Origin of the sequence: Mesorhizobium sp. LNHC229A00 (assembly GCF_000502415.1) — a bacterium.
Lineage (GTDB): Bacteria > Pseudomonadota > Alphaproteobacteria > Rhizobiales > Rhizobiaceae > Mesorhizobium.
The window spans coordinates 1-1,252 of the sequence record NZ_AYWQ01000132.1 but is presented as its reverse complement, the minus strand read 5'-3'; the positions used below and the strand labels follow the sequence as shown (position 1 = coordinate 1,252).

Genomic DNA, 1,252 nt, shown 5'->3' with positions numbered 1-1,252 from the left:
CNGCGCGATCGCCCATGCCGGCCAGCAGAACCGCTATACGTTCGACTTGGCGAGCCCGGCACGGCTCTATTTCGACAGCCTCACCAATGACCCGAACCTCTCCTGGAGGCTGATCGGTCCACGCGGGGAGGTAACCAGCACGCCCTTCAGCCTCTCGAACTCGGACGGACCGTCGGGCACTCAGCTTCTCAATCTTGTGGCCGGGTCCTACACACTGGTCATGGATGGCTCTTTCGACGCGACGGGTGCCTACAAATTCCGGCTGCTGGATCTTGCCGCTGCCGATCCGATCACTTCGGGCACGCCGGTCCCGGGCGTGCTGCCGACCGGCACGGAGACGGCGCTCTACCGCTTCGATGCGCAGGCCGGCGAGAAGTTCTTCTTCGACCAGCAAAGCNTTCGGCCGGCAGGTCTGGTCTGCCGGTTTTGGCGACCAGGATGTCGAGACGCTGGCCTTTAACGGGACCTACACGCTGGCGGTCGAGGGCTATGTNTTCAGAAGGTCGAGGACACGACGGCACCGCTGACGGTCGGCACGACGATGGACGGCGCGATCGCCCATGCCGGCCAGCAGAACCGCTATACGTTCGACTTGGCGAGCCCGGCACGGCTCTATTTCGATGGTTTGACGGATCCGAGCCAAATCCCGAACCTGACCTGGAGCCTTGTGGGACCGCGGGGCGAGGAGGTCGGCACCCAATATTTTTCCAGTTCAGATGGGTATCTCTCTATTAACCCGCCGCTCGACGTGCCTGCGGGTAGTTACGCGCTGGTCGTGGATGCCTACGGCGATCAGACAGGCACTTACAGCTTCCGGCTGCTTGATGCTGCGACGGCGACGCCGATCGCCTCTGGCACGCCGGTCCCGGGCCAGCTGCCGACCGGGAAGGAGACGGCACTCTACCGCTTCGATGCGCAGGTCGGCGAGAGGTTCTTCTTCGACCAGCAAAGCCAAACCGGCAGCGGCAATGTCTATTGGCGTCTGATCGATCCGTTTGGAAAGCAAGTCTGGGTCAACGGCTTCGCAGACCAAGATGTCCAGACGCTGGCGTTCAGCGGCACCTACACGTTGTCGATCGAGGGCTACGTTTATAACGCGAGTCCGGTGGATTTCAGCTTTGCGGTTCAGAAGGTCGAGGACACGACGGCACCGTTGACGGTCGGCGCGACGATGGATGGCGCGATCGCCCATGCCGGCCAGCAGAACCGCTATACGTTCGACTTGGCGAGCCCGGCACGGCTCTATTTCGAT

Annotated in this window: 1 protein-coding gene; it reads left to right on the top strand. The window is 62.4% G+C overall.

Translation table 11 applies throughout. The features are described 5' to 3' along the window. Positions 1-541: 541 nt before the first annotated feature. On the top strand, positions 542-1,252 hold a 711-nt coding region (locus tag X742_RS01000000171265; protein ID WP_032925208.1), incomplete at its 3' end, for a hypothetical protein.